The sequence below is a fragment of the Filifactor villosus genome (assembly GCF_042652965.1).
GTDB lineage: Bacteria > Bacillota > Clostridia > Peptostreptococcales > Filifactoraceae > Filifactor > Filifactor villosus.
In genome coordinates, this window is record NZ_JBHSHL010000004.1 from 1 (window position 1) to 518 (window position 518).

Genomic DNA, 518 nt, shown 5'->3' on the forward strand with positions numbered 1-518 from the left:
TTAATAACTCCGGCACCATCGTTACATCGTGTACGTTCGCTGCACTTACTTTCACACTGTGTACCAAACCATTTTTAGCGTCTACCCCTATATGGGCTTTGTATCCGAAGTACCAATTGTTTCCTTTCTTTGTTTGATGTGCCTCCTTGTCTCTTTGTTTACTTTGGTTTTTTGTGGAGGAGGGAGAGGAGATGATGGCAGCATCTACTATGGTTCCTTTTTTGAGAAGGATTCCTTGGTTACGAAGACGATCTACTACCTGTTCAAAGAATTGTTGCTGTAGATTGTTTTGCTCAAGAAGATGACGGAATCTGCCTAGAGTATCTCCATCAGGAACTTGGTTGCTGGAAGTGATGTAGCAAAATTCTGAGAAGGATCTGCTGTCGATGACTTCCGCAACGGTTGCCATGTCTGAGAGGTTATACAGGTTCTGTAGGATATAGAGTCGTAGCATCAATTCTATTTCGTAGGGTTTGTTTCCACGTTCTGCTTTGTAATAGAAGGGTTTAATGAGTTCT

The 518-nt window shown here is 42.1% G+C and carries 1 protein-coding gene; it reads right to left on the reverse strand.

Annotated features, from left to right (window positions below):
• The coding region (locus tag ACFO4R_RS01550) for an IS5 family transposase (protein WP_379787215.1) at positions 1-518 on the reverse strand (518 nt) is incomplete at both ends.